At 28.6% G+C, this 26,034-nt stretch carries 16 protein-coding genes; 6 read left to right on the top strand and 10 right to left on the bottom strand.

The genetic code is table 11. The features are described from left to right. Positions 1-411: 411 nt before the first annotated feature. The 3 genes from AYC61_RS11270 to AYC61_RS11260 all read right to left on the bottom strand — a co-directional run bounded on the left by AYC61_RS11270 (position 412) and on the right by AYC61_RS11260 (position 12,061). Positions 412-9,279 (bottom strand): RHS repeat-associated core domain-containing protein, encoded by an 8,868-nt coding sequence (locus tag AYC61_RS11270; protein ID WP_066502016.1) that lies wholly within the window; start codon positions 9,277-9,279, stop codon positions 412-414. A 710-nt stretch (positions 9,280-9,989) separates the two neighbouring features. Next, positions 9,990-10,895 (bottom strand): alpha/beta hydrolase, encoded by a 906-nt coding sequence (locus AYC61_RS11265; RefSeq protein ID WP_066502013.1) that lies wholly within the window; start codon positions 10,893-10,895, stop codon positions 9,990-9,992. A gap of 227 nt (positions 10,896-11,122) precedes the next feature. Then, positions 11,123-12,061 (bottom strand): helix-turn-helix transcriptional regulator, encoded by a 939-nt coding sequence (locus tag AYC61_RS11260; RefSeq protein ID WP_066502006.1) that lies wholly within the window; start codon positions 12,059-12,061, stop codon positions 11,123-11,125. A 139-nt stretch (positions 12,062-12,200) separates the two neighbouring features. Between AYC61_RS11260 and AYC61_RS11255 the strand changes: the two genes are divergently transcribed. Next, complete coding sequence (locus AYC61_RS11255) at positions 12,201-12,755, top strand: GNAT family N-acetyltransferase (RefSeq protein ID WP_066502003.1); 555 nt, start codon at positions 12,201-12,203, stop codon at positions 12,753-12,755. Positions 12,756-13,169: 414 nt separating this feature from the next. Beyond that, positions 13,170-13,472, top strand: coding sequence for a hypothetical protein (locus AYC61_RS11250; protein ID WP_066502000.1), 303 nt, complete (start codon positions 13,170-13,172; stop codon positions 13,470-13,472). 124 nt (positions 13,473-13,596) lie between these two features. On the opposite strand, the gene AYC61_RS11245 is transcribed toward AYC61_RS11250, so the two are convergent. The 6 genes from AYC61_RS11245 to AYC61_RS11220 form a co-directional block, all read right to left on the bottom strand. After that, a complete protein-coding gene (locus AYC61_RS11245; protein ID WP_066501997.1) occupies positions 13,597-14,802 on the bottom strand; it encodes a patatin-like phospholipase family protein in 1,206 nt (401 codons plus the stop codon). Positions 14,803-15,260: 458 nt separating this feature from the next. Then, entirely contained in the window at positions 15,261-16,187 is a 927-nt protein-coding gene (locus tag AYC61_RS11240) for a hypothetical protein (protein ID WP_066501994.1), read from the bottom strand. Positions 16,188-16,462: 275 nt separating this feature from the next. Next, positions 16,463-17,086, bottom strand: coding sequence for a 4Fe-4S binding protein (locus tag AYC61_RS11235; protein ID WP_066501992.1), 624 nt, complete (start codon positions 17,084-17,086; stop codon positions 16,463-16,465). Positions 17,087-17,378: 292 nt separating this feature from the next. After that, positions 17,379-18,020 carry a SafA/ExsA family spore coat assembly protein gene (safA, locus tag AYC61_RS11230; protein ID WP_242866779.1) on the bottom strand — a complete coding sequence of 214 codons (642 nt, stop codon included), beginning with the start codon at positions 18,018-18,020 and terminating at the stop codon, positions 17,379-17,381. A 232-nt stretch (positions 18,021-18,252) separates the two neighbouring features. Further along, positions 18,253-18,855 (bottom strand): class I SAM-dependent methyltransferase, encoded by a 603-nt coding sequence (locus AYC61_RS11225; protein ID WP_066501988.1) that lies wholly within the window; start codon positions 18,853-18,855, stop codon positions 18,253-18,255. A 3-nt stretch (positions 18,856-18,858) separates the two neighbouring features. After that, positions 18,859-19,713, bottom strand: coding sequence for a PhzF family phenazine biosynthesis protein (locus tag AYC61_RS11220; protein ID WP_066501985.1), 855 nt, complete (start codon positions 19,711-19,713; stop codon positions 18,859-18,861). 467 nt (positions 19,714-20,180) lie between these two features. Between AYC61_RS11220 and AYC61_RS11215 the strand changes: the two genes are divergently transcribed. The 4 genes from AYC61_RS11215 (at position 20,181) to htpG (ending at position 24,985) form a co-directional block, all read left to right on the top strand. Then, positions 20,181-22,301, top strand: coding sequence for a radical SAM peptide maturase, CXXX-repeat target family (locus AYC61_RS11215; protein ID WP_066501982.1), 2,121 nt, complete (start codon positions 20,181-20,183; stop codon positions 22,299-22,301). After that, complete coding sequence (locus AYC61_RS11210) at positions 22,298-22,612, top strand: CXXX repeat peptide modification system protein (RefSeq protein WP_066501981.1); 315 nt, start codon at positions 22,298-22,300, stop codon at positions 22,610-22,612. Before AYC61_RS11215 ends, AYC61_RS11210 begins: the two co-directional genes overlap by 4 nt. A gap of 164 nt (positions 22,613-22,776) precedes the next feature. Next, positions 22,777-22,911: a hypothetical protein gene (locus tag AYC61_RS22045; protein ID WP_275935238.1), complete on the top strand. Its 135-nt coding sequence runs from the start codon at positions 22,777-22,779 to the stop codon at positions 22,909-22,911. Between the two features lie 187 nt (positions 22,912-23,098). Then, the gene (htpG, locus tag AYC61_RS11205; protein ID WP_066501980.1) at positions 23,099-24,985 is read left to right on the top strand and encodes a molecular chaperone HtpG; all 1,887 of its coding nucleotides are present in this window, start codon (positions 23,099-23,101) and stop codon (positions 24,983-24,985) included. A gap of 79 nt (positions 24,986-25,064) precedes the next feature. On the opposite strand, the gene AYC61_RS11200 is transcribed toward htpG, so the two are convergent. Then, entirely contained in the window at positions 25,065-25,889 is an 825-nt protein-coding gene (locus tag AYC61_RS11200) for a GNAT family N-acetyltransferase (protein WP_066501978.1), read from the bottom strand. Positions 25,890-26,034: the final 145 nt, after the last annotated feature.

Here is a 26,034-nt window from a genome sequence, read left to right as displayed (position 1 = left end):
TCTATGTTTTGGCGACATTTTATATGTGATTAACAAAAATACAAATACAACCGCTATTATTATACTAAATAATAGCGGCTTTTTTCTTTTTGTACTAAATAAAAATATGTACGATAATTAATTAATAAATTCTGTAATTTCATTAGCATTACCACCTATTCTAGCTATTCTATTTATAATCTGTTTTCTTTGTGGATGATTATGTTCAGTCATATAAAAACTCCTTTTCAATTCTATGATTCATGCTTTATTTCTTTCCATTTACCTTTCATAAATCTACTAATCAATATTACAAAATATCTTAATAATAAAAAAAACTGCTATAAACAGTTTATAACTGTAATGTAGCAGCTTTTTAATAAAGAAACAATTAACTTAAAAACTATCGTTTGAATGTAATACAACCATTCATTAACGAATTTTACTATAATAATTAAGTCCTTTTGGTGCAACATTAGAGAAAACAGATAACCCAGCTTTAACCCTTTCACCAGTTGTCATCTTTTCTCCTGTCACAATATTCTTTCCTTCAACCACTTCGGTTGCATTTATATATGGACCATATGGTGATAAATCAATAATTGTACGAAATGTATGTAACCATTGATCTATCCAAGCATTTACTGCTATTTCCATAAAATCATCATAATTTCTACATAACCCTAATGGATCAATGTAACAAATTGGATTATCATTGACATAAATATATCTATTAAGCGAAAGTCCTTCATCTATGCTTCCTGCTAACACATCACGATTTATAAATCTTCTTAAATCTGGATTGTAGTAACGTGCTCTCATATAATATAACTCATTATCATCAGTTATAACGCCATACTTACCATTATATAAAAACGGATTATAATCGTCACTATCTTGTGTTATTATTTTTCCATAAGGCAAATAGCTATAACATTGTACAACTTTTCCAGTTTCATCTGTTAATGCTACCGTACTACCTCTTCGATCATAATGATAAGTTTTGTATTCACCCTCTACATTTTCTTGACCAAGTAAACCTAATCCATATACATAATAATTAATTACATTTCCATTATCATCAGTTTCCATTAAAACCTGACTGTAATAAGAATGTGGATTTACAACATAGTATATCGTTTCACCTGTTTTTTGGTTAACAAGCGATGTTCGAATATTTTCTGCATTATAGCCATACGATATATCACCTGTGCTGGTCAATCTATTCTGTGAATCGTATTCAAACTGCTGCATCTGTCCTTGTAATGGCCCTGATATCATATTACCATCAGCATCATAAATAATTTCTTGATTTCCCCAAGCTTCTAATTTATTATCTGCTGTATAAGTCATTATCTTTTCTTGAGTTTTTACTGCACCATTTTCAGTGAGCATGTTTTTTACAGAAGTAATATTACCTCCTATATCATAGTTATATTGTATTTCATTAATTACAGATGATAAAGAAGTATCACTTTGAATATTTAAATTGCTTGCCTTAGTTAATCGTTCCAATTCATCATATGAATACTGTATATTTCCTTCTTTTATCACATTATTGACAGCATCATACTCATTTACATATTCATTAATAGTTTCACCATTTGCAGCAATATTTTTCAATGTTATCAGTTGACCATTAATATTATATGATCTACTCTCGCTAGAACCATCAGAATGAGTAGTCTTAACTAGACGATTATTTTCATCATATTCATATTCTGTTTTTCTAGCATTCCAATCAGTCACACTAATCATATTACCTACAGCATCATAGGTATAGTTAACTTTTTTTCCATCTGGGTAAATAAGCTGTATCAAATTTCCAACCGCATCATACTTGTAAGAAATTGTATATCCACTTTCATCTGTATACTTCACGACACGGTTAAGCTCATCATATTGTCTTTGCAATTTTTGTTGCATTTCATTTGTAACAATAAGCAGATTTCCATTATTATCATAAGTGTAATTAATTTCATGTTCCGTATCAACATGCTTAATAAGACGACCAGTTTCATTATAAGTATATGTTGTTGATTGCTTGCGGGCATTTTGTTTATTAGTAAGTAATCCACGTAAGTCATAGTCATACTCTATAACTCCACCACCTTGAATGTTTTCACTAATTAAATGTCCAGCATCATCATAGCTAAAAGTTGTTTTATTCCCATTTGCATCCGTATATCCAGTAAGTTGTCCATTTGCATCATACGATTGCTTGCTTTCACTACCCAACGCATCTAAAACACTAATAAGCTGCTGTCTAGTATCATACTGTAGATTCATTACTTGATCTAATGGATTAGTTATACTATTTACTTGATCAATTGCATCATAGGACTTTGTAACCTTGTTACCAAGAGCATCTTCAAGCTCGATAGCTCTATTCAAATTATCATAAGAAGTTTTTGCAACTATATTTCCCTTCCCATCAATTTGTGCAATCACATTTCCTACTTCATCATATTGTATTTGTGATGTATTACCATTAGCATCCACAATACCTACTTGTCTGCCTAATTCATCATACAAGTAAGTTGTTTCATTCCCTTTGGCATCAATTAATTTTATAAGATTACTTTCAGCATCATATTCATAATTTGTCACATTTTCAATAGCGTCTGTTACCTTAATTAAGTCCCCATTACCATTATATTCGTAGTTTGTTGTATTACCTAAAGCATCTGTTTTACTTAAAATATCACCATACATATCATAAGTATAAGTTGTTGTATTTCCTAATGAATCTACTACTTTAGTTAGATTACCTAGAGCATCATAAGACATGGATGTTTCTTCGATTGATGATGCTTCTTTGACTAATTGTCCTATAGCATCATAGCTGTATTTAATTATATCCCCATTAGGGTCAGTTTCAGATTTTACTAATCCATTAACTACTTCATATTGAGTTGTATGACCATTAGCATCAGTGTATGATTGCACATAACCATGCTCATCATAGCTATAATTTTCTGTTGTATCATCAGAATAAGTCACTCTAGTCAAGTTATCTAGTTCATTATATTCATATGTTGTTGTCTGATTTAATGCATCAGTAACTGATAATAAATTATTATGTTCATCATAAACCATATTTGTTTCAAAGCCACCATTATTTATTACTTTCACTCTATTACCGAATTGGTCATATTCATACTTTGTAATTTGATTTAAAGCATTTATTTCTTCAATCAAGTTTCCATACTGATCATACTTCATTTTAGTAGAGTTTTCTAGTTCATCTATTAGTTCAATTAACTTAAACTTATAGTTATGAATAAATTTTATAGTTTCACCATTTCGATTAGTAACAGTTGTAATTTGTTTGCCAGGCTTTGTTTTAGTATCATAGCTAAAGGTTGTAATATTGTTTTCATCAACAGCATCATTCTGAGAAATCACACGTCCCTGATCATCGTAAATATTCTCAAACAGCTTCACATCTTCTTCTATACCAGCCAGTATCCTTCCATTACTGTCATAGGTATATTGCATACTTTCTCCTCTTTCATTGATAATAGAAACAAGATTATTATTCTGATCATAACTAAACGATACAGTTCTGCCAATATTATCTGTGACATTGCTTAATAAATTATTACCATCATATTCAAACTGTATATATTGACCTGTTTCTTGTTCAGTAACCTTTGTAAGTTTATTGATGTTTTCATCATACGTATATTGAATAACTCTACCATGCTTATCTGTCTGTGTTGTTACTTTTCCACTTTCATCAAACTGATAAGTAGTTTTATCTTTACACTCTAGCTTAAAAGTTCCATCAGCATTTTCAATCAATTTATCATGGCATGTCACTTCATCTGGTGAAAAATACGTCCCGTCATTTTTCTTAATAAAGATATTTCTCTTATTAGTTGACCAATTAATAAAAACAGAATTTTCTTTATCCTTTGTCACGCATATTTCATGTTGATGATTCCATCCTTTGCCCATTGAACCTTCATTCAATAATAAAGAGTTATATCTAAGCTGTAAATTACGCTTAGTAGGTCCGTTTAAATTTAAATAATCTCTACTTACAATTAGTGCACCTGCTGCTGTATAAATAGGATCAGCATAAAGTGATCTTTTTTGGTAATTATATCCTATTCTTTTTACTACAGGTGGAACTGGTTTGTATTCTATATTAGTATGCATTGATTCAGGTAAATAAAAGCATGGTGCTGAATATTTTACTGGCTCACCATAAGTCATGCCTGCAACATTAACAACAGAAAAATGGACACAATTACTTTGAACACATACTATGGTAATAGAAATAACCGGTTTATCAAAATCTATTGAAGCAAGATCAAATTCGTAAGGCTCATGTCTGTAGTCTCTTAACCTTTTATATATATTTCCAATTTTTTTGAATTCTCCATCATATGAACTTACATAAATATCTGCATTTTCATATTCAATCAATCCACCTCTGATAAAAATATCTGGACCAGGCACATCTATTATTTCTCTATCGAAACTTACAGTAACAAAACTATCAGTAGGTAATGAAAGAAAACCTTCTTCATCATCTCCCAGAATAACATCTGTATCCACATAATCATAAGGAGGATCACCCCCTATAGAATGCTTATCTCCATAAAAATAATAATAGCTTTGATTTGTTCCACTATATTCATTATTTACTATACTAGATGAATAAATTTTATTTGGTTTTATCCACCATTTATCTCCACAATATCCATGTATTTCAAAATAATATGTTCCTTTCCTTTGGGGAGTAAATTCAAATTCCTGTAACTCTCCAAACACTCCATTGTCTTTAAGATAAAAATGCGAAACTTCATCTTCACTATCTTCATAATAAATATTACCATAAAGAGATTTAAGAAGTTGTAAATTACTCTGAAAAGTATAAGTATAATCCTCTTGTAATTCAAGCTTATACCATGCAATATTTGCCTTTGTAATTGATGCTTTAAAGTGTTGAGTATTGTCAAACAATATTGCCTTTTCCTTAGTCATTCCTTCTTTAACAGGAGTTATGCTCCAAGTATCTCCTGAATGACCATTTACCCTTATATAGTATACTCCACTCTCTTTTGGAGTCCACTCAAATATTTTATTTGAATCAAAGATTTCAAATTCAGGCAGCTTTATTATATTGCCATCTTTTAAACTTTCGTTGTGATATATTTCAAATTCAGCATTTCTCGAATGCATAAAGTGCAATTTATAGGTTTGATTGGCATTTACTTCTGTTTTGCACCAATAATTGTACTCATTTGTAAAAGTGCCATTGAAATCCTCATTGAAATCTATACAAGCTGCTGATGGAATTGTCGATCCTTGGTCAGCTAAATTAATATTCCATGTTGCTTCTGGCACTCCATCTATTTTAATATAACATTTTCCAGTTTTACCAGGTGTAAAATCAAATGTAGAATTCGGATCATATCTTCTATTATCTATCTCTATGTATCTACAATTTTCTATTCGTAGACTATATGTTTTACCAGCAATTAACTCGCTTTCATACCAAGAAAAACCCGCTTTTGTTATATTTCCAGAACTATTTTTTGTTAAATCTAAAGGAATAGCTAAATCTTTAGTCATCCCCTCTTTAAGAATAAGAAGTAGCCATGGTGATTCTACCACACCATCTATTCTAATATAATATTTTCCCACTTTATTTGGTGTAAAATGAAATTCTTTACCATTGTATCCATTTACTTCTAATTGCAATTGAAGTTCATTATTGTATATACACAACTTACAATTCTCATATGATTGAATGAAAAATAAGTCATATACAACATTTGGATCTAATTCAGCTTCATACCAAGTATAGCCTAAAGGTGTTATTTTGCCCGAGTAATCTTCTGTAAAATCAATAGGTATTGCCAATGATTCAGTCATTCCTTCTTGTACAGGAGTTAACATCCAATTTTCATTAGAGTTACCCCTTACTTCAATATAATATATACCTGTCATTTCTGGAGTTAAATCAAATACTATACTATTTGAATCTGTACTATATACCACCTCATTATAAATATTGTAAATATTGAGTTTGCTTATATTTCCATTGGTAAAGAGACTATATGTCTCACCTTGATTCAATGTAGTTTTGCACCATGTTTGATTAGCATCTGTGAACATTCCATTATAATCTTGTGCTATATCGATAGTAATTGCTAACGATTTTGTCATTCCTTCTTCCGCTGAAATCAACGTCCATTCATCCATAGAGTTACCAATCACTTCAATGTAATAAATATCTGTCTTTTCTGGTATTAAATCAAATGCTGTTTGACTTAAATTACTATATAGTTTCTTATCATCGCTACTATAGATGTTAAGTTGACATGTTCTACTATTATAATGTAAGCTGTATACCTCTCCTTGATTTAATGAAGTTTTGTACCATGACTGCCCAGCATCTGTAATTGTACCGCTATAATCTTGAGTTATATCAATAGGAATTGCTAAAGATTTAGTCATCCCCTCTGTTGCAACAGATAAACTCCACGCTTTATCATCTGAATAATTCACTACTTCAATATAATACACTCCTGTTGTTTGTGGAATAAAATCCAATGCTATGTTATTTGAATATTGAGAATACCCATATTCTTTAACTTGGCTACTAGAATATATAGAGATATAATTAAAATAAGTATTATGGAAATGTAGCTTATATATCTCATCTTTACTTAATGTAGTTTTATACCATGTCCTATTTGCATCAGTGATTGTTCCATCAAAATCCTTAGTTATATCTATAGGCAGTGCTAAAGACTGTGTCATTCCTTCTTCTGCTTGCCTCAAATTCCATTTTCCTCCAGAGTTACCTTCTGCTTTAATATAATATGTACCTGTAGTTTCTGGTTTGAAGTCAAATGCATCATTATCAGAACGACTGCTGTATTCTAGCTCCTCATCACCAGAATAAATGTATAAGTCAACATAATCTTGAGCCTCATAGTATAAACTGTAAGTTTTATCTGCACTCAATTCAGTACTATACCATGTATATTTTTGATCCGATATAATTCCATTACAATTCTCAATAGAGTCTAATGGCAAAGCATTATCTATTGTCTTTCCATCAGGTCCTGAATGTATGAAAAACCACCTTGAACCTATCTTTCCTGATATTTTAATATAATATATCCCTGTTTTTTTAGGTATAAATTCAAACTCTCTATCATTAGTGTACTCATTATATTCACATTCATTATCATCGCTATAAAATTCTATACCACCATAATTTTCATTTACATAATGTAGGTCATAAGCTTTACCTGCAATCAATTCAGTATTATACCATGTATAACCCTGTTCCATAATACTACCCTCATAAGCTTGGGTCAAATCAATGCGTATTGAGTTAGCTTTAGTTGCTCCAGCTGATGCAACTTTTAGTATCCATTTACTTCCTGGTTCTCCTTCTGCATATATGTAATATATCCCTGTTTTTTGTGGAGTAAAATCAAATGCTTTGTCATTATCATTAACACTTAATTCTTTTACGTTATCACTGTTATAAAAATCAAGTGTTACCCAATTATCATTTTCATAGCTAAAACTATATGTTTGATCTTTATTTAATGAAGTTGCATACCATGTACACTGTACATCTGTAATAGTACCTTCACAATCATTATTTAAATCAATTGGGAGTGCTTTACTTCTAGTCATTCCATCTTCTGGTGAAGTAAGCTTCCATTTACATCCTATTGGTCCATAAGCTTTTATATAATATTTAGTTGTTGAAGTAGTTATATTCGGAATTAAATCCGATGCCGAGTGTTTCGAATCAAGACCAAATTCAAAAACTAGTTCACTATTATAAAAACATATTCCATTTCTTTTTTCATATTTATTATCAACACTGTCACTACTTTGATAATACAGACTGTATATATCATCTGCACTCAACTCAGCACTATACCATGTATAGCCTTCATCACCAATTTCACCATCTATAGTATTACATATATCTATTGATAAACAACTACCAATCTGATTTTCTATATATTCTAAAGCAGTAGTGTGTATGATTTTCCATTCATCTCCTACTTGTCCATGAGCCTCTATATAATATATACCTGTATCTTTCGGAATAAACTCAAATTTTAGCTGTCTAGAATTTATATACAATTCACAATCTTCATCATCAAGACTATTAATAAAGCTAAGCCCTACACTATCACCACTATTAAATAAAAAACTGTATGTCTGGTCTGAACTTAATTCAGTTTTATACCAAGTGACATCAGTCTCATTTATAATTCCTTCAAAATCAGCTGTTATATCTATTTGAAAAGCTGTCTCTTTAGTCATTCCTTCTGTTGCTGGACCAATTTTCCAATTTTCACCCGATTCGCCAGTGAATTTTATGTAATACTTACCCGTTTTCTTAGGAATAAAATCAAATCCTTTTTCATATGCATCAAATTCACGATTTTTCTCATCATCATAAAATTCAATATTACCCCAATCATCATATTCATAATGTAAACTATAAATTTGTCCAGCAATAAAATCTGCTGTACACCATATATAACCATTCTCAATCAATGTCCCATTAGAACTCTCAGTTAAATCAATAGGTATTGCTGTTCCTTGAGTCATTCCTTCTGTTGCAGGACTAAGTTCCCAATTTGATCCTGCTTCTCCATTTATTTTTATATAGTATTTACCTGTTTTTTGAGGAATGAAATCAAATCCTTTCTCATATGCGTAAAACTCTTGATTATTATTACTATCAAAGAATTCAATATTACCCCAACTTGTATGCTCATAGTATAAGCTATATGTCTGTCCAGCATTAAAATCTGCTGTATACCATATATAATTATTTTCATTAAATGTTCCACTGGAATTCAACGTTAAATCAATAGGAGTTGCTGTTCCTTGAGTCATTCCTTCTGAAGCTGGACTTAGTTCCCAATCTGCTCTTGACTCTCCACAAATTTGTATATAATACTTGCCTGACATCTTGGGAATGAAATCAAATCTTTTCTCATATACGTTAAATTCTTGGTTATTAGTACTATCAAAAAATTTAATATTCCCCCAATTAGTAAATTCATAACAAAAACTATACGTTTGTCCAGCATTAAAATCTGCTGTACACCATATATACCTATTCTCAGTTAATTTCCCACTGGAGATTTGAGTTAAATCAATAGGAATTGCATTGTCTTGTGAAGTGCCTTGTTCTAAAGTTTCAGTAGCTTGTACTTCATTTGACATTGATACTAGTAAAACACTAAACAACATTATTATGCTAATAGATAGCAAAATCCATTTTTTCATAATCATCCCCCTTTTTATATTTTCACAAATAAATATAATATATTTGTGAAGTTTTTGGTAACCTTATTCATTATACTCTTTTTATCCCATTTATTCCACAAAACAATATAACAAACAATTATTTTATAGTTTTTTTGCACTCTTTATTTGACTTAAAACTACATAATAACCATTTAATTGCATGTAGGCATATCTTAGGTTGATCAATCAGTGAGAACAATTCACAGCGAAGATATGTATATGTTACAAAATTAATATGTTACATTTTCTTCTATAATACATGACGTATATTTTATATCTAACAAAAAAGTAATGACCTTTTTCAATATATTATTAATAGCATCATCTAATTCCTTTATTGTACAAACTGCTTGGAATATAGGTACAATTACTCTATAATCTTTTTCTAAATCTTATAACAAAAAATATTTCTCCAATGCCCATTCCTCCTGTAATTTTTGCAGTATATTAATAATATTGATTATTATTATCTATATTATTATGGCTTAGTTATTGCATTTTGTAAAATAAGAATTTTCAATTCTTATTTATTAATGTTTTGGGTTAGTATTTGTATTTCATCTCTCTAAATTAGGTTTAATGTAAAATAAAATTATAAGTTTATATATAAAAAAACCACTACAATCCTCTTCGCAATTGGAATGTAGCTATTTATTAATATATGTGTAAATAGTACAAGTTAAATATTCCTATAATATAAATTCTAATGCTTTCTCTACTTTGTCACTTAAATCTTTAGGATACCAATGTCCTATGCCTTTATTAATATAATATTCATAAGGAAAACCAACCTCTTTAAACACATTAACCATCTCTTCCTCATCAGGTACCGGCATATTATATTCCCCTTCCATTAATACACCCTTTGTACCTCTCTTTATAGCATACTGAACATTCTCTTTATTAAAAGATTCTGGTTTCTTAGATGGGCATATGGATATAAAGCCCTTTACGAGGAAATCGTTTGTCATTGTTATATCAATAGCGGTTATAGCTCCACCAGAAAATCCACCAATAATTATGCATTTTTTATCGATTGAATATTGATTTAGTATTAAGTCATACAAATCTCTAATTTCATTTCTAGCTTTAAGTGAATCTTTTAGCCATCCATAACCATTATGATATATAACCTGTGATGATTGAGCATACACAACAATAAAATCTTTTTTAAGAAAAGCATCAGGTTTCCAATACTGGCTATGTACCTTCATATTTTCTCCATCACCATGAAGGTTAAAAAATAATGGATATTGTTTATCTTTATTGTAATTTTCCGGAAGATGTACAGCATATTCAAGTTTTGATTTTTTTTCAGCTTGCTTTATCAATATATCATTCTTCTGTTTAAGATTTGTATATCTCATATCTTCTTTTAAAGGTTCAAAGCATTCCCAATATAATGGACAAGCATACCCTTGTTCAACCAAACATATTAATGTTTTGATAGATTCATCATACATATCACAATTGGTAGAAAAAATAGCTATATTAAAAAAAATAGTAAAATAGTTTTTCTCAAATTCCTTTTGAGGAAGAAGCTCTGATGCTCTTTTTAATAAATCCACTACTTCTCTATAATTTTCTTGTTCCAAAAGTAAATCACAATCTTTATCTAATGACTATAACTAGTGTATTTCATTGTTATTCCCCTTAATATTTTAATCTGGATTAGCGCTTACTAACTGACTAGGTCTTACCACGACGCACGTTAAATAGAATTTTTTGATTCAATTGGTTATGAAACCTATCTTAGTTAAATTTTTAGTTATCTCTTTCTTTAATATTGCATAAAACTCTGACATATTCTTGTCAGGGTTTTTTAATATTTTTGCAATGTCTTATTACATAATTTCTTTATTCTATTTATACATTCCTTAGGCTCAATTATCGTTACTTGATTCCAGTTTTCTATAGCTAATGAAACGAAATAATCAATATTGTTGGTATTAATACTTAATTCTATTTTATCTCCAAGATTTTTTGTTTGTCCATCAATGAAACTTTCATCATTTTTTACTATTTCATATAGTTTTTTATCCATTTCTAGTTTTATCTTAAATGCCTTTTCTTTATTTTTTAATTTATTTATATACTCATCTACAAAGCTTTGCTTGTAATCCTCATGAGATACTTCTATATCTTTTATCCTATCCAGTCTAAAACATCGCATTGCTTCCCTAATATGACAATAACCATCTAGATACCATCCCCCGCTGTCAAAGGATAAAAAATAGGGAGTAACTCTTCTTTTTATATATTCATCACTTTTAGGTGAATAATATATAATTACTAAATCTTTATAATCAATAAAACTCTCTATCAACTTATAAAAAAGATTTTCACAATAATTGCTAGGAACAATTCTATTCATTTCAAGCATAATTCGAGAAAGTAATTTTTTAAACCTTTGTTTCATGTCATCATCAAGTATATTGAGAAGCTTATATTTTAAAGATTCAAAAGAACCTTTCATATTTGGTACCCTTAAAACTTCCCCAGCTCTTAAACAAATAAGCAAATATAATATTTCATTTTGCTCTAAATTTAAACTAGGTATAAAATAACTTTCATCAATTTTATAACCTCCTTCAAAACCTTCAAAAGAAACAATAGGTACTTTTAGTTGAGATAAAGCGTCTATATCTCTGTAAATAGTCCTCTCACTTACTTCAAATACTTCTGCAAGTTCTTTAGCAGTCATCTTCTTATTTTCTCTAAGAGCATAGATAATACCAGATAAGCGTTCCAATTTTTTCATTGTTTCACCTTCTACTTCAATTTATTTCCCAAAATTACCTTTTATACACACCTCTGATTATACATTAATTAAATAAAACTTGACAACAGAACTTATGTTTGCTACCATCAATTTATATAATATATAGGAGGTATAAAGAATGGAAAGTATATATCAAATATGTCCAACTTTTAGAAACACTTATATTACACTAAAGCAGACATGTACGGATGACGCTGAAGATTTATTAGAATGCTACTCTGATAAAAAATCAGTTCCTTTTTTTAATTCTGACAATTGTAATGGAGATGATTTTTATTATACTTCTATTGAAAGAATGAAACAAGCAATTGAGTTTTGGAATTACTCATATAATAATCGTTTTTTTGTAAGATGGACCATTATTCTAAACAGCACTAATGTGATAATAGGAACTGTTGAGATGTTCCATAGAATAGCTAATGATGATTTTAATCATTATGGTGTCTTAAGGATAGATTTAAAGAGTGAATATGAAAATCAGAAAGTTATCGATTCTATATTGGAAATTACAAATAAGTCGTTTTATTATCTGTTTGATGTCAAATCTATACTTACAAAAGCTAAGCCAACAGCAAAAGAAAGAGTTATTTCGTTAAAGAAAAAAGGATATATCCCATTGACTAAGAAATTTATGATATATAATAATTATTTTGTAAAAACAATTATAGATTAAGTAATTCACCACCTATTACCCTCCCTTTGTAAGTTATATTGCAATTTAACTGCAAATACGATAATATATAATAGATTATTGATACATAAAAAATTAATCACTGACGTTAAACCCAGATTATTCATAGAAAATGATGAGCAGTGAACCCAAATCTTGATTTGGTGTGAATCGCTTACTCCTATGAAGGACCTGAATAGGAGATTCATTAATAAGTTTTTTCTGATTATAAGGTATCCATTAAATGGCGGGCGTACCAACTCGGTATGCCTTCGAATTCACTAAAACCTTCTAATTCAAAACTATACAGCATATTATCGGGAGTTATATGAATAATCAGGGTTAAATTATTTATCTAAGAAATCTTATGATTAATATTGATTTTAAATATAATATAATATATTGGAGGTTTTAAGCATGGATTTATCATTTTTTGTGAAATCTATTAAGTTAGACGAGGAAAAAAGAATTATAGTAACCGCTCAAGATACTGTAAAGGATCAATTGACAAATAAAGAATATAGACTCAAAGCAAAAGAAGCTTTAAAAACTCTTTTAAAAGATGATTTTAAAGAACTAGAAGTTTCAAAAACTTCTGCCAGAATAACTGTTGCAGAGGGGAAAGCAGAACAATGCAAAAAAATAATTGAGGACGAGCTAAATAAACTTATGCAGCTTGCAGCTCAGTTTATGAATAATATGTCTGATTTTCAAAAATAATTTTACTTGAAATAAAAACGTAATGTTAAATATTGGGATATAGATCTAAACCAAGGGTATACTCTACTTCCCTTGGTTATTTAATATCTTTCATTATGTGTTATTTTTGTAATATTGTTTTTTATCATGCTAAATTTCCTAGCAATTCATCAATTATTCTATCTAAAATATCTTTTTTAAATGTTTTTAAAACCAAATCACTCTGCTTGAAAATATTAGGTAAATCTTTTGAGTTTTTATCTCTACACGGTCTAAATCTCCTTAAAACTTCATCTTTAAAACCTTCAAAGGTGTATACTTTAAATCTTTCAATATTATATCTTTGAGCTGCTTCTTCGAGTATTTTTAAAACTATATCTTCATAGCTTGCATTATTGGGAATATCTAATATCACAGCAATCTTTGGAATTATATATTCAAATAACATTCTTTTATAAGGCATATCTTGAACTCCTAGTATTTCGCCTATTTTAATAACTTTAGCTTCATCTATGTTCTTAAAATAATCCAAAAAATAGTTTTCATCTCCCATAGGCTTAACATAATAATTAAAACCACTAAGGCTATTTATAGCTTTAAGAGTATCAAAATATCCAAGATTTATATTTCTCTGAATTCTATCTTGAGAAAAATCAAGTATTCTTCCTAGAGATTCCGAGGGCTTAATATGTATTACATTCATATCTTTTTTTATTAATTTAGGGTTTATATCTTTTTTATCTAACTTTACTACTATCAAATCCTTATAACCTTTTGATGCAAGTAAACTTATTGGAAGTTTGTTATAAAATCCACCGTCTAAAAAAAGCTTGCCTTCTAGTCTCTCTGTTTTGAAAATAGGTAAACTTGAGCTCGCTATCAAGTAATCTATGAGATGTCCCTTTGGAATAGCATCAATATATAATTCTAATGGTTTCATATCTGTAAGAGATATTGTAACTATACCAAAATCTTTATTTGAATTTCTGACTAAGTTTTCATCAATATTATCGATTAATAGTTTCCTTAATGGTGATATATCTACACCTCTGTCAATTAAAATATTTTTTAATTTCCCATATAGATAATTTAAATCACCTGATTCCAAATTTAATTTCTTTAGTTTTTCAATTTTCATATCATCTAAATCATAAAACTTAGAGTATGTTATGTTATTCCACAATTCGAATATTTTATCAAAGTCGTTTTGAACAATAAAAGCTCCATTTATTGATCCAATAGAGGTACCACAAACTCCGTTAATTTCTACACCTAATTCTCTCAAGGCTTTCCATACACCTATTTGAAAAGCTCCTCTGGTTCCTCCTCCTTCTAAAACTAAACCTTGCATTTTATCCCTCCTTATTAAATCTACTTCTCAGGGGTAATGATGTAAAGTAATGATATAATCTATATTTTATATTAATTATAGGTTTTTTTCAAATAAAAGAGTTGAAACTAATGCCTCATAAATATTTACAATCAATTATTTAATAACAAGATTATATCGTTGTGGCTGAGAAACTATTATATATATTTGTTGAATACTACATAATGAAGTATAATTAGCCTAGCACTAGCTAATGTACTAGTAAAATATTATAGCAAAAACAAAAATATTTTTATCATATCACTACTTTTTCTATTTTATTATATTATATATATTATGTGATTTTTAATATTATTTTTTAAATTGTCATTTATCTGTGTTATTTTTTATGCCTATTTACCTTGTTTTAAATAAAATAAAGCCCAATAAGCTTATTATGGCTTTCATGGACTTTATTTTTGTTATAATATTATTTATATTTAATTCACTATATTACCATCTTTATCAAGAATATTTCCATTTGCATCATAATAAATAGTCACCATAGTATCAATAGGTAGCTTAACTGTTCCATATACTTGTTCATATTTCCATTCTTCAACTGATTTTTTATATATAGTCATATTTTCATCTATCATTCCTAGTGCAACCAAGGAATCTTTTATCATTTCATCTACAAATACTGTTGTTCCATCCTCTAAATCTAAATACCAGCCTACAGGGCCATCATGAAAATGACCAGGAATAATTCCACCAGGATGTTCACCATTACATATGCTACATTCATTTATATAACGTTTACTTACAACATTAAAAGTTTTCATCGTATTTACTAGTTTTTTGACATCAATGATAGTTCTATAAGTTGCAAATTGAAACCCTACTCCCATTTCTGCCTTGGTGCAATTACTTGGAGCAGTAGATGCAGGGAAGCCAAAATTGTATCCAGATGAATACGATTTAGTAACTGATGTTCCAACACTTCTACTAACAGAAGTAGACTGAGACATAGAAACATTTGAACTAAATGGACCAGCAGAAATACCTAATGATGTACTTACTGTAGCTGTATTCGTTACTGAAGTATTAACAGACTCAGTTATGGATACACTACTTCCTAATGTTCCTTGAAAATTATCTGTTCGATATACTAAGCCAAAAGGCTTGTACTTAACAATAGGATCACTATCTGCAGGACCATGTAATAATTTACACTCTCTAACCCTCATATAGTAATCACCATTAGTATCATTGTACTTAACATAAGGTTCAGGCTCTGGTCCAACTATATATATCTGTTGACCCCCCGTACTGACAACTGAAAAACTATTAACTTGAGCACTCGATAATGTACTCATAAACATTAAAGTAATTATTATTGCAAAAACAAAAATAGTTTTTTTCATTTTTTTCCTCCTTTTGTAATATTTTTATTTTTATATTATACCTTTATTTGTTTATTTTGTCAATATTGTTATTTTTTATTTATTCTTGGGCAGCATCAACCTAAAAACAAAGCTCATTAAGCTTATTACTGCTTTTATGAGCTTTGTTCTTATTTAAAGTGTAATCTTGTTTAATATACTATGTAGTTACATATATTCTTGTTCCGTCTTTTTAATCTATAACAGCCAACACTATCATTTGGAATATCACTAGGTATTAAATAAAGTGTCAATTTTTAATTTTTCTTATACCTTATAACTTCTACAGGACAGATATCATGACATTTATAACACAGCAAACAATATCTTGGCATTATTTCTGCTTTTTCTTTAAAGTCAATAGCTTCAGCCGGACATATATTGTAGCATTTACGACAAGAAATACATCCTTTTTGAGAAACATTTAAACTCCTTTTGGTAAACTTCGCTGTAAAGCTTAGTAAAATTCCCCATGGACATAAATACCTATGCCAAGTATTTTCATTAACAAATATAGTAACTATAACACCTAAAGCAATAATAAATATTGGTAATGGAAATTTTTCCCCTCTTGTCATTGTATAAATTGTATATCCTAACGCACCTAAAAAAATAATTAATATTGTTGTTCTCAGACCCTTTAATTTAAAAAACTTAGGTATTTCTTTTTTCTGTGTTCCCAATGCCCGACCAATTAAATTTCCTACTCTAATCATAGTATAAATAGGACATATAAAACCACAATAATATCGACCAAAGAACGCTGCAAGACCAATTGATAAAAATAAAAAAGCCATCCATATCTGTGCTTTATTTGTAATCATTAAAGCAATAAAAATAACAAAAAAAATTATTTGACTAATAAACCTTTTGGTTTGCATATTTTCCCCTCCATAAAAAATATTGAAAGATAATTATTTCAGTATAATTAGCATTAACCTTTAATAGAACAATTTGATTTATTATAGTATCTCCACTCATTAATTTATATATTCAAACATGTATTATAGAGCCTTAAACTAGTAGATCGACTTATTTTTATAAATTATATTTTTTTTATTGAAAAACACCTATTGATAAAAAAAATATTATGTATAGTCATTTAATTTTAAATATACACTATTAAAAAACAAAGTCCAAATTAGGACTTTGCTATGAATATTTATTATTAAATTATGGTCTTATGAACATTTGAGTCCAATAAGTTTTACCACTTGAAGATTTGGCATACCCAACACCAATTTCTGTATAGTTTTTATTCAAGATGTTTGCTCTATGCCCTGATGAATTCATCCAACCATCTACAACTTCCCAAGCTGTCCTTTGACCCATTGCTATATTTTCACCCATAGCTGTATACTTCAATCCAAAATCAGAAATCATTTTAGCTGGTGAACCATAGGTTGGAGATGTATGACTAAAGTAATTTTTGTCTCTCATATCTGCGGACTTATATCTAGCGACTCTTGAAAGCTGCCAATTATATTTAAGAGGTGGAAGCCCATTTTTTTGTCTTTGTTGATTTGTTAAGTTTATTACTTCTCTTTCTATAGCCTTAATATCACTAAATAACGGTACATAAACTTTGTCTCCTGGGTATATGAGATTTGGATTTTTAAATTGCTTGTTAGCTGCAATTATTTCACTTAATCCTACCTGATATTTTACTGCTATTTTCCATAGAGAATCTCCTCTGACAACTGTATAAGTATCGTAATCACCGTTTGCTGGTTGAGCATAAGAACAATTACTAGAGAATATCAGTAAAAAGCAGAAAACTAAACAAAATGATAATATAAACTTATTTTTATTCAAAAAATAACCTCCCTTCATATTTTTATTTTCTCGTTATTTTATTAAAAAATAACAAGTTAAATATGTTGGAAGATTAAAAATGTGGCTAAATTTTTAATTTTTTACTCTTTATTATAAATATCTGCTGTCAATTAATGTAATTTTTTTATAATATGCAAAATTATTTGAATTCCCTGTTTGATTTTTGCTATAACATCATTTTATTAGAATTTAAATTTATTTGCTACTATAATCACACTTTTTTAAAAACATAATCTATAAAACCTTGTCTTATTTTTTCTCCTTCATAATATCTTTCAAGTATCCTTATTTCCTTATAAACTAGATCCATATCATCGAAATAATAGTCAGCTTCATTATGTTTATAATATGAATGAATTACAGGTACATCTTCCATTTGCTCATATTCATTATTACCTAAGCATGTACCTTCACCACATGCGGAATCATCTATAGACAATAAATTTAAGTACATTAAACCATCTTTTTTTAATACTCTTTTCATTTCTTTTATTGACTTGTGTATATCTTCTTTTCTCATATGGAATATAGCATTATATGAATATACATAGCTAAAGCATTCATCTGCAAATGGTAGTTCTCTCATATCACCTAACTCAATATTTAAATTTTGTCCTTGTTTATTAGCAAATTCTTGAGCTTTATATAATTGATCCTTGTCAAATTCTATCCCTCTCGTTGTATATCCTTCTTTTGCAAATAAGCTTAAAGGTGGATAATTACCTCCTGCTCCACAATCAAGTATTTCCTTCTTTAAATTTTGTCGGTTACAAAACCATAAAAATTTGTATAATGGTGCTTGTCCAATTATCATATTTCACCCTCCTAATCTATTAATTTTCAAAGCATTTCCTCCCACAAAAACTTCATGTATTTCATCATCTTTATAAACAAGCTCTACAGCTATCTCAGAAGGCATGTTCATACAGTAACCTTGTTCAAAAACAAGTTTATTACCTATTTTATCTTTCATATAATGCTTTAAATAACAAGCTAATGCACCATTAGCAGTACCAGTTGCAGATTCCTCATCTATTCCATATAGTGGCGCAAAGTTTCTACAGTGAGCAGTTGAAGCATTATACGATTGTAGGCAAAATGCGTGTATCCCTGTTACATCATACTTTTTACTTATTTCACCTATCTTTTCTAGATTTGGCTTTATGTTTAATAAAATATCTAAACTCTTAATAGGTAATATAATATCTTTTATTCCAGTCGATACGATTTGTATAGGTAATTCATCATGTAATACTTCATTTAAATTGGTAAAACAAGCTTTTAATTCTTCTCTATTAATAATCTCGTAAAATTTAGGCTTATTCTGCTGCATATAAACATTGTCTTTATATACTTTTAACTTTAAAACACCAGCCTTAGTCTCTTGAGTATAACAACCTTCATTGATAACGCCTAAATTTCTCAAAAGATTAAAAGTGGCTATAGTTGCATGACCACATAAATCAACTTCATTTACAGGTGTAAAAAAACGAACCTTAAAATCAGCCTTATTTGATTTCATTACAAAAGCAGTTTCAGAATATCCTACTTCCTTAGCTATCATTTTCATTTGACTATCACTAAACAAATCTGCATCTAAAACTACTCCCGCAGGATTGCCTCCATCTATAGTTTTTGCAAATGAACTCATTCTATATACTTTGTTTTTCATATAAACCCCTCACATATTAAAATTTATGATGTGTTAATTCTAAAAGAGTCATTTTGGATATTATTATATTCTCTGTCTATATTTTAATAAATATAAACATAAATAGCAAATAAATACGTTATTATATATAGATGTTTTTATTTAATTTATGTATTGACAAATTGACATTTTTGTTATATGTTGTTATTATTTATATATAATATATTTTATTGTAGTTTTATTATATATTTCCAGAATTTTTGTATTATATACATAACTAATCTAATTTTAAATTTAACTTATAACTATTCCTACAAACATAACAAAGTTATTTTTTATTTAATTAAATTTTTACTACCTTCATTAAATACTTTAATTAATATCTTAAAAAATATCTAATTCCAATAACGCTATAATAAAAAAAACATATGAAAAAATAATATAAAACAAATAGCAATTATCATTATTACTAGAAAGGAGAATGTTTAATGGTAAAACCTAAAATAAAAATGGGTACATTGCCACCAATGTACAGGGATGGTGATTTTAAAAATATAACATTTTGCATTACAGAAGATTGTAATCTAAAATGCAAATATTGTTATATGGTTCATAAAAACTCTTTTAAAAAGATGAGTTTTGAAACAGCAAAAAAGGCAGTTGATAAAATTCTGGAAATGAGTGTTGGCTTTGATAAAGATGCTGTAGTTTGGGAATTCATAGGAGGTGAACCTTTTTTAGAAATTGATTTAATAGATAAAATCTCTGATTATATTAAATTAAAAACATTTATGCTAGATCATCCTTGGTTTAATAATTATCGCTTTAGTTTTTCTACAAATGGATTACTGTATAATACACCTAAAGTTCAAAATTACATTAAAAAAAATCATCATCATTTATCAATGGGGATATCTGTTGACGGCAATAAAACTAAACATGATTTGCAAAGAGTTAAACCAAATGGTGAAGGATCATATGACGAAGTCATAAAAAATGTACCTTTATGGCAAAAACAATTTCCAAATGCTTCTACAAAAGCTACTTTTGCAAGTGATGATTTAATTCACCTAAAAGACAGTATTATAAGTCTATGGGAAAATGGCATAACATATGTAGCAGCTAATGTAGTTTTTGAAGATGTTTGGAAAGATGGTGACGATGAAATTTTTGAAAATCAGCTTAAAGATTTAGCGGATTATATTTTACAAAACGAACTTTGGAATAAATATTCAGTCAGGTTTTTTGATCCACAAAGAGGTTTTCCTCTTGAGGAAGGTGCCAAAAAAGCAAATTATTGCGGCGCAGGTAAGATGTTAGCTGTTGACTGTGAAGGTAATTTATTTCCTTGTTTACGATTCTTAGATTTTACTTTAAATGACAAGAAAGGTCTCTCCATTGGAAATATTGATACTGAAATTAATACGGATCTAGTAAGACCTTTTGAAGCACTGTCATTAGAAACACAAAGTAAAGAAGAATGTATTAACTGTGAAATCGCCTCAGGCTGTGCCTGGTGTACTGGTTATAATTATGATAATGCATGTACTAATACCATATATAATAGAGCTACTCATATATGTAAAATGCATAAAGCAAACGTTAGAGCAAATGAATATTTCTGGACAAACTTTACTAAAAAAACTGGAATAATTTCTCCTTGGCATGAAGAAGCAACCAAATATAAACAGCTAAACAAAAACATCAAAGAAAAAACTTTACAGATTCTACTTGAAAACAATGCGCCTTTTGAATGTTTATATCAAAATTTTAAAAATAATAATGTAAAAAATAAAAAAATGGATAAAGATATTGTAAATAAAGGTTTAGAATTTGCTAAAGCAAATGATTTTGATATAGAGTTTTTGGGAAAATCTGAATTTATAGATAGTACAAGCTGTAATAAAACAAATCAAACTAGCACTGACACTTATATAGTTCATAAAGATAAAATAAATAATTTGAGTATTGCAGTTAAGCAATTATTAACATATAACAAAAAAATATCAATTATTAAAACTGATATTGAAACTTGGTCTGATACGGACATTGAATTATATGAAAATGAATTAGATAAATTAGTTGATATTCTCGTAGAAAATTATATTAAAGATAATCAAGTTAAAATAAATATCTTGACTGAGCGTCTTTACTTAAATGAAATGAATAATTGTAATGCAGGCGTCAATAAATTCACACTAGCACCAAATGGAAAAATATATATATGCCCAGCGTTCTATTTCAATGATGAAGACAATTGTATAGGAAATGTTGATGAAGGTATCACTATGGAAAATCTCGATTTATTAGCTATAGACAGAGCTCCTATATGCAAAGAATGCGATGCTTACAGCTGCAGTAGATGTGTATATTTAAACAAGCTTCTTACTAATGAATACAATACGCCGTCTAAAATTCAATGTGTAATTAGCCACATAGAACGAAATGCATCCCGAAAACTTCAGATAGAATTAATAAAGAATGATATTGTTATTGGAACATCATTGATTAAAAAAATAGATTATTTAGATCCATTAGATAAAATTTTGAGTAAAAATAAATCTTATGTTATGAGCGAAAAAAAATATCAGGAGGTTAATAGTTTATGAAAAAAGAAAAAAAAGGAATTACAGTTGGCACCGTTACTGAAATAGAAAAAACGCAATTGTTAGACTATAGTGAAAAATTAAGTTCCCTTAAAGAACTTCTTCTCTTATTTAGAAATGATTTTGTTGAAAATAAAGATGATTTCAATATTGTTTACGAAAAATTTGTTATAGATTATACTAACACAAAAAAGGATATCCAAAATTGGTGGAATGAAAAGTCAAATAAATATTTATGGGAAGGAAAGGGAAGTAATGATCGTTTTTGGATGATAGATTTTAATACTAGAGAAATTATCTTATGCGATCGATAATTAATTATCATAATTAAAATAAAGTCTTGATAGTCATTATGTGATATCCAATAAGTAAGCAAAATAATGGGAGAAAAAACGTTTTGATTATCATTATAAATATAGTGTCTTAGGAATTTAAGAGTTCCTAAGAGTACTTATTTATCCAAAAAGGAGGTGAAATCATGACATTTTGTCCTAGTTGTGCAACTGAGTGTGAAGGTAATTGCTATGACTGGTGCGCACAATGCTGTAATACTACTTGTGCAGTACAATGTGCTAGAGGTCCTGGTGTATGTGCTGAAGATCTTGATTTTTAACAAATTAACTTCTTTAATACCTTTACTAAATATAGCAGCTAAATAATAAAAATTAAAGAAAAAGTTTTTGTTAGCACTCAAATTAAATGAGTGCTAATTTTTTATTGACAATTATTCACTATTGGGGTATTATATTGTTGAAAGTAATTGAATTGTACTATTACATATTTTTTAAGGAGTGAATTAAATGGCTGTTCAAAAAGGTAATTTATCTATTCATAGCGAAAACATATTTCCTATAATAAAAAAATGGCTTTATTCTGACCATGATATTTTTATAAGAGAACTTATTTCTAATTGTTGTGATGCTATTACAAAAGTTAAACGACTTAGCACACTTGGCGAAGCTGATTTAAAAGAAGATAAAGATTTTACTGTTAAAGTTATACTAGATAAAGAAAATAAGACTCTTAAATTTATAGACAATGGTATTGGTATGACTGATGAAGAGATTAAAAAATATATTAATCAGATAGCGTTCTCTGGAGCTGAAGATTTCTTTAATGCCTACAAAGATAAAGCTGAAAACGAGCAGATAATAGGACATTTTGGTCTTGGTTTTTACTCTACTTTCATGGTAGCTGATTCTGTAGAAATCAATTCATTATCTTATAAAGAAGGTGCTACTGCTGTAAAATGGTTCTGTGATGGTGGTACTGAATTTGAAATGGATGCAAGCGATAAAACAACTAGAGGTACAGAAATCACACTAAATATAGGCGAAGAAGGTACTGATTTCTTAGATGAATATAAGGTTAGATCAACTATAGAAAAATATTGTTCTTTTATGCCATTTCCAATATTCTTAGATGTAGCTAACAAAGAACCTAAAAAAGATGAAGATGGCAATATTATTATTGAAGAAGTTAAACCTTTAAATGATGTAACACCACTTTATACTAAACGTCCAAATGAATGTAGTGATGAAGATTACAAAGCTTTTTATCAAAAAACATTTAAAGACTTCAAAGAACCTTTATTCTGGATTCATCTAAACATGGATTATCCTTTTAATTTAAAAGGTATTTTATACTTCCCTAAGTTAAGTACACAATTTGATACTTTAGAAGGAGAAGTTAAACTTTATAATACTCAAGTTTTCATTGCAGACAATATTAAAGAAGTTATCCCTGAATTTTTGCTACTTCTTAAAGGGGTTATTGACTGCCCTGATTTGCCACTAAATGTTTCAAGAAGCTTCCTTCAAAATGATGGCTTTGTTAAGAAAACTTCAGATTATATCACTAAAAAAGTTGCTGATAAACTAGTAAGCTTATACAAAACTAAAAGAGAAGATTTTAAAAAATTCTGGGATGATATCAGTCCATTTGTTAAGTTTGGTATTATTAAAAATACTAAGTTTGCAGAAAAAGTAAAAGATATTGTACTATATAAAACAAACACTGGAAAACATTTAAGCATCAATGAATATTTAGCAAATCATGCTGGTAAACTTGAGAATGAAGTTTATTATATAACTGATACTACTCAACAATCTCAGTATATTAAATTACTTAGCGAACATGATGTTGAAGCCGTAGTATTAGATCACAACATTGATCAAGCTTTTATCTCTCACATAGAAAGCACCAACACAGATATTAAATTTAAAAGAGTAGACTCTGATCTATCTAGTCTTCTAACCGAAAAGGAAGAAAATGTAGATGAAGAAAAAAACAAGGCTGAAGTAGAGAAAATAAGTGATTTATTTAAAAAAGCATTAGATCTTGAAAAAATAAATGTTGAGCTTCAATCTCTTAAGAATGATGATGTTTCAAGTATGATTTTACTATCTGAATCAAATAGACGTATGCAAGACATGATGAAAATGTACAGTATGAATGGCATGGGCATGGGTATGGATGCAAATATGTTTCCTAATGAAGAGACATTAGTTTTAAACAAGAAACATCCTCTAGTACATTACACATTAGAACATCCAGAAGATGAGACAAGCTCTCTTATTGCAAAACAACTTTATGACTTAGCAATGATTAGTCACAAGCCGCTCTCTCCTGAAGCAATGTCTGAGTTTATAAAGAGAAGTAATGATATAATGAAGAAAATAATCTAAAAAATAGGGGTTACTCTTTTGAGTAACCCTTTTTGTTTGTTATAAAATAAGTAAATTTCAATAACGTAGAAATACCATTTTATTCAAACCCTACTACTAAAGAATCCCCTATCGGCTTATATCCTATCTTCATATAAATACTATTAGAGGTAGGATTTGATAAATCAGTATATAGTGCACAAAATTTATAATCTTGTAACAATTTTTTTGTTAATGAAGCAACACAAGTTGTTGCATAGCCTTTATTTCTGTATTCATCAGGTGTATATACATAGTTTACCACTATACCATTATTGGTTGCTTTTGCTTTTCCCGCCATAGAAACAATTTGACCGTCTTCCCAAACATATAATTTTTTCTTATCTATTAATTCTTTAACATGTCGCTTTGCCTCGTCAATAGTAGCCTCTCCCCCGCTATATAAAACAAAATCTTTAACCCACGTACTTAAAATGTTAATATCTGTAATTTTTGCAAGCCTCAAATTACCTGTTTGTAATTTAATATCGTTAACTTCTTCTATTTTATATATTCTTTGATTCATTTTTACTATAGATTTCATAATGTATCTTTTAATAAAGCTTTTAGCAAAAATATTAATTAAATTTGCTTCTCCTATAATACCATTAATATTAATATCATTTTCAATAAGGAAATTTATTGCTTCATCAATATAGTCAAGTTCTCCAACTAAAATCATTTTATCTTTTGTTTGGATCATAACAAATACAACATTATCATTATCTTTAATAGCTATAAAAATATGCTCAGGATTAGGAGCTTTTTTAATGCACTCTCCTAAAACACCTAATGATAAAATATTAAATGCTTCATTATCCCATAGATAATCTTTGACTAAGTTATAAAATACCATAGCATCATCATACCTTTTTGCAGTAACCATTATACTCACTCCCTTTGACTTTTACTAATTATAGCATATAGTCTATATATTGTCACTATACATTATTTTAATGGCCCTACACTAAACTTAAAATTACTTATCTACTTATATGGTATAATAACTTAATGCTAAGTTGTATAATTAA

This window comes from Abyssisolibacter fermentans, from assembly GCF_001559865.1.
Lineage (GTDB): Bacteria > Bacillota > Clostridia > Tissierellales > MCWD3 > Abyssisolibacter > Abyssisolibacter fermentans.
The sequence above is the reverse complement of the archived record's forward strand: the minus strand, read 5'-3'. Positions and strand labels throughout refer to the sequence as shown.

Excerpts from the sequence above, each read along its gene's own strand:
- AYC61_RS11270 (WP_066502016.1), bottom strand. The coding sequence starts at position 9,279 with ATGAAAAAATGGATTTTGCTATCTATTAGCATAATAATGTTGTTTAGT.
- AYC61_RS11260 (WP_066502006.1), bottom strand. The coding sequence starts at position 12,061 with ATGAAAAAATTGGAACGCTTATCTGGTATTATCTATGCTCTTAGAGAA.
- AYC61_RS11255 (WP_066502003.1), top strand. The coding sequence starts at position 12,201 with ATGGAAAGTATATATCAAATATGTCCAACTTTTAGAAACACTTATATT.
- AYC61_RS11250 (WP_066502000.1), top strand. The coding sequence starts at position 13,170 with ATGGATTTATCATTTTTTGTGAAATCTATTAAGTTAGACGAGGAAAAA.
- AYC61_RS11245 (WP_066501997.1), bottom strand. The coding sequence starts at position 14,802 with ATGCAAGGTTTAGTTTTAGAAGGAGGAGGAACCAGAGGAGCTTTTCAA.
- AYC61_RS11240 (WP_066501994.1), bottom strand. The coding sequence starts at position 16,187 with ATGAAAAAAACTATTTTTGTTTTTGCAATAATAATTACTTTAATGTTT.
- AYC61_RS11235 (WP_066501992.1), bottom strand. The coding sequence starts at position 17,086 with ATGCAAACCAAAAGGTTTATTAGTCAAATAATTTTTTTTGTTATTTTT.
- AYC61_RS11225 (WP_066501988.1), bottom strand. The coding sequence starts at position 18,855 with ATGATAATTGGACAAGCACCATTATACAAATTTTTATGGTTTTGTAAC.
- AYC61_RS11220 (WP_066501985.1), bottom strand. The coding sequence starts at position 19,713 with ATGAAAAACAAAGTATATAGAATGAGTTCATTTGCAAAAACTATAGAT.
- AYC61_RS11215 (WP_066501982.1), top strand. The coding sequence starts at position 20,181 with ATGGTAAAACCTAAAATAAAAATGGGTACATTGCCACCAATGTACAGG.
- AYC61_RS11210 (WP_066501981.1), top strand. The coding sequence starts at position 22,298 with ATGAAAAAAGAAAAAAAAGGAATTACAGTTGGCACCGTTACTGAAATA.
- AYC61_RS22045 (WP_275935238.1), top strand. The coding sequence starts at position 22,777 with ATGACATTTTGTCCTAGTTGTGCAACTGAGTGTGAAGGTAATTGCTAT.
- htpG (WP_066501980.1), top strand. The coding sequence starts at position 23,099 with ATGGCTGTTCAAAAAGGTAATTTATCTATTCATAGCGAAAACATATTT.
- AYC61_RS11200 (WP_066501978.1), bottom strand. The coding sequence starts at position 25,889 with ATGGTTACTGCAAAAAGGTATGATGATGCTATGGTATTTTATAACTTA.